Raw genomic sequence first — 3,473 nt, 5'->3', positions numbered from 1 at the left:
AAAGCTGCTGCCCGCAACGCCGCAGACCGTGTCGCCGAACAGAACCAGGACCGCGCAGATGCCGAGCGCGCCGAACGCCGGAATGCGCGTGGCCGCGGCCGCACCACCGCCTATGCGCACCACAACGATGTTCCGGCCGCAGGCGGCCGTGCCGCAGCCGGCCGCGGTTCGGACGGACGCGCCGCAGACGGACGCAGCGACGCCCGGGGCGCTTCGGCTCCCCGCAGCGGAGCACCCCGCACAGGTGGCGCTCCCCGCACCGGCGCTTCGACCGGCGGCCAGCGCAGCGGACGCCCGGCAACCGGCCAGCGTGCAGCTGCCGGCGCCAAGTCCGCCGGCAGCAAATCCGGAGGCAGCGCGGCGGTCTGGTCCTCCAACACCGGTGGCGCCTCGGGCGGATCCTACGCCGGCGGCGGCAACGGCCGTTCCGGTGAAGGACGTCCGGCCCGCGGCTCGGGCCCCCGCCGCGCGTCGGCTCCGGCCTCGAACGAACGCCGCGGCCGCTAAGGTTCCGGTTCTCAGCTACGCAAACTAGCTGGCGCTGCACAAACGGACGGCCGCTACGGGAATCCCCGTAGCGGCCGTCCGAAAGCGCAGCGGTTGTCCAAGAACGCCGCGAAAAGCTGAAGCTACCAGCCGCGTGCGCGCCACTCTTCCAGGTGCGGCCGTTCCGCGCCGAGGGTGGTGCGCTGGCCGTGTCCCGGGTGCACCACGGTGTCATCCGGATACACGTCGAACAGCCGCTCGCTCACATCGGTGATCAGCTGGGCAAAGCGCGCCGGATCCTTCTGTGTGTTGCCTACCCCGCCGGGGAACAGCGAGTCGCCGGAAAAGATGTGGGCCGGGCCTTCGGGGTCCTGGTACACAAGGGCGATCGAACCCGGTGTGTGGCCGCGCAGATGTACAGCCGTCACGTCGAAGCCGTCGAAGTTGCCGACGTCCCCGTGATCCAGCAGTACATCCACCGGCACCGGCAGCTCCGGGGCATCCTCTGTCCCGGCCGCCGTTTTCACACCGGTGGCTTCCACCAGGGACGGCAGCGCCCGGACATGGTCCCAGTGCTGGTGGGTGGTGGCAACCAGCGCCAGCTTCGGCGTCGCGGAAGTATCCGCGGCGGCTTCCGCGAGCAGCCCCTGGATGGCGGCCAGATCATCGGCCGCATCGATCAGGAGCTGCGCGCCGGAGGCCCTGGCCGTGAGCAGGTAAACATTGTTGTCCATCTCGCCGACCGAAATCCGGCGGATGGTGATGTCACGTAAAGAGTGAATGAGCGAGTCCATGGGCATCAGTCTACGGAGCCGCTATTCACGGCCCTGGGACACCCAGTTGGGGTCCGCGGCGCGGGAACCGACGACGGCGTCCGCGGCGGACTCGAGCGTCCTCAGTTGCGCTGCGGTGAAGTCGAGGGCCAGGGCGCCCAGGTTTTCGTCGATCCGGTCCGCCTTGCGGGTGCCGGGAATGGGGACCACGGGCAGTCCCAGCTGGCGGCCCTGCGCAAGCAGCCAGGCCAGCGCCACCTGGGCAGGAGTTGCAGCCTGCCCGGCAACGCTCAGTTCCGCAGCGACCGCCTGCACGGCCGCCACCACGCCCTTGTTGGCGCTGGCAGCGTCCGCGGCGAAACGCGGGATGTTGCGGCGGAAGTCGTTGCTGCCCAGCGTCGAGGCGTCCACGGTGCCGGTGAGGAATCCCCGGCCCAGCGGCGAATACGGCACAAATCCCACCCCGAGTTCGGCGGCGGCAGGCACCACGTTGCGTTCCACGTCGCGGCTCCAGATGGACCATTCGCTCTGGACCGCGGCGATCGGGTGGATGCGGCTGGCCTCGCGCAGCTCCTCGGCCGTCACCTCTGACAGGCCCAGATGCCGCACCTTGCCGGCCTGTACCAGCCCCGCCATGGCCTCCACGGTTTCCACTATCGGAACGCGGAGGTCACGGCGGTGCAGGTAGTACAGGTCAATGGTGTCGGTGCCCAGCCGTTGCAGGCTGCGGTCCACGGCCTGCCGCACGTAGGCGGCGTCGCCGCGGATGTCCGTGTAGCCGGCCGACGGTGTGCCCACGAGGCCGAACTTGGTGGCCAGCTGGACTTCGCCGCGGCGTTCCTTGAGCAGCCGCGCGATCAGCTCCTCGTTGCTGCCGCCGCCGTAAATGTCCGCCGTGTCGATGAAGCTGACGCCGGCGTCCACCGCGTGATGCAGGGTCCGCAGGGCCTCGGCCGGGTCCACCTCGCCGTAGACAGGGGTCAGGGCCATACCGCCGAACCCCAGGGGACTGACCATCAGGCCGTCGCCGAGCCGGACTGTTGCTGCCGTCATCTTGGTCTCCATTCGCGCACTGAATAGTTCCGTAGGACTTCCGTCCCTGCCAAGAACCCCAGGATGCGCGCGGCTATTCCGGCAGCTATTCCGGCCCTGCTATCGGCCGGGCAGACGATTCTCCCCACCTTTGACCGTTGCGCGGACGGCACGACGGCGCGCCGCAGGGGACACGCCGTCGTACTGCCCTAAACGTGGGGAATTTCCGCAGGGGAGGCCGGCCGGACAGCGCCTTGTGCCGGTTCCTCTGAGTCCGCCGTTGGCGGCAGGAGCTTCAGGCCCGCCGCGCAGCCGACGATTCCGGCGATGAACAGCAGCTTGAGCGGACTGGCCGGTTCGACGCCGGTGGCCATCGCCCAGCCGACCGTCAGTGCAGCGCCGATCCCCACCCAGATGGCGTAGGCGGTGCCGAGCGGAATGCGCTTCACGGCCAAGCCGAGCCCCACCATGCTGAGGCTGGCCGTCACGGCGAACACGAGGGTCGGCAACGGGCGGGAGAACCCGTCGGACAGGCCCAGTGCCGTAGCCCAGACCGCCTCCAGCACAGCGGAAGCGAGCAGAATCATCCATGACATTGCAGCTGGTTTCATCATGGTCACGCCACCAGCTTCAGGCCGGCGACGCTCGCGGCAATCCCGCCAAGAAGCAGGATCCGTGCCGCCGTCGAGCGCTCAACTTTGGCGGCTATCGCGTAGCCGGACGTCAGGACGACGCCGACCCCCACCCACACGGCGTAGGCCGTTCCGGTAGGGATGGACTGCATGGCGACGGCGAGCCCGCCGGTGCTGGCGAGGACGGAAACGAGGAAGACGAGGGCCGGGACCAGCCGGCGGCGGCCCCTGGCCTGGGCGGTCCGGTGCAGGGCGGCGGCCCAAACGGCCTCCAGCGCCCCGGAAAGAATGAGTATTAGCCACGACATGACAGCTCCTGTGGCCAGTCTTGTCGCGTGCCGGGTACTGAACCGTCGTCCGGAGGCCCGGAAGAGGGGCCCTGGCCTCCAAGTCTAGCAAATCGGCATCAGAGCCCGACGGCGTCGCTGCAAAGAGTGAACGTGCGCCCCACGGGGTACTGCGCGCACGGCTCGTTCGGCGCGGTAAGGTCGCCGGCGTCGACATCGTATGCCGCCGACACGATGGCCCGGCCGTCGGCATTGGCCAGGGT

General features: G+C 69.4%; 4 protein-coding genes, 1 pseudogene and 1 riboswitch. Of the genes and pseudogenes, 1 reads left to right on the top strand and 4 read right to left on the bottom strand.

Annotation, left to right across the window (positions count from 1 at the left end; all coding sequences use genetic code 11):
* Positions 1–507, top strand: a pseudogene (locus LQV45_RS21460) (DEAD/DEAH box helicase); the annotation flags it as partial.
* 122 nt (positions 508–629) lie between these two features.
* Here the strand turns inward: LQV45_RS21460 and LQV45_RS21455 are convergent.
* The 4 genes from LQV45_RS21455 to LQV45_RS21440 form a co-directional block, all read right to left on the bottom strand.
* Complete coding sequence (locus LQV45_RS21455; protein WP_230008740.1) at positions 630–1,280, bottom strand: MBL fold metallo-hydrolase; 651 nt, start codon at positions 1,278–1,280, stop codon at positions 630–632.
* Between the two features lie 21 nt (positions 1,281–1,301).
* A complete protein-coding gene (locus LQV45_RS21450) occupies positions 1,302–2,312 on the bottom strand; it encodes an aldo/keto reductase (RefSeq protein ID WP_230008739.1) in 1,011 nt (336 codons plus the stop codon).
* Between the two features lie 188 nt (positions 2,313–2,500).
* The gene (locus LQV45_RS21445) at positions 2,501–2,887 is read right to left on the bottom strand and encodes a multidrug efflux SMR transporter (RefSeq protein WP_230008738.1); all 387 of its coding nucleotides are present in this window, start codon (positions 2,885–2,887) and stop codon (positions 2,501–2,503) included.
* 20 nt (positions 2,888–2,907) lie between these two features.
* The gene (locus tag LQV45_RS21440) at positions 2,908–3,231 is read right to left on the bottom strand and encodes a multidrug efflux SMR transporter (RefSeq protein ID WP_230008737.1); all 324 of its coding nucleotides are present in this window, start codon (positions 3,229–3,231) and stop codon (positions 2,908–2,910) included.
* A 9-nt stretch (positions 3,232–3,240) separates the two neighbouring features.
* Positions 3,241–3,306, bottom strand: a riboswitch (guanidine-III (ykkC-III) riboswitch).
* Positions 3,307–3,473 lie beyond the last annotated feature (167 nt).

Source organism: Microbacterium sp. Bi128, assembly GCF_918698205.1.
This window is presented reverse-complemented; position numbering and strand designations above follow the sequence as displayed.

Coding starts and splice junctions, on each gene's coding strand:
- LQV45_RS21455 (WP_230008740.1), bottom strand. CDS start 1,280: ATGGACTCGCTCATTCACTCTTTACGTGACATCACCATCCGCCGGATT.
- LQV45_RS21450 (WP_230008739.1), bottom strand. CDS start 2,312: ATGACGGCAGCAACAGTCCGGCTCGGCGACGGCCTGATGGTCAGTCCC.
- LQV45_RS21445 (WP_230008738.1), bottom strand. CDS start 2,887: ATGTCATGGATGATTCTGCTCGCTTCCGCTGTGCTGGAGGCGGTCTGG.
- LQV45_RS21440 (WP_230008737.1), bottom strand. CDS start 3,231: ATGTCGTGGCTAATACTCATTCTTTCCGGGGCGCTGGAGGCCGTTTGG.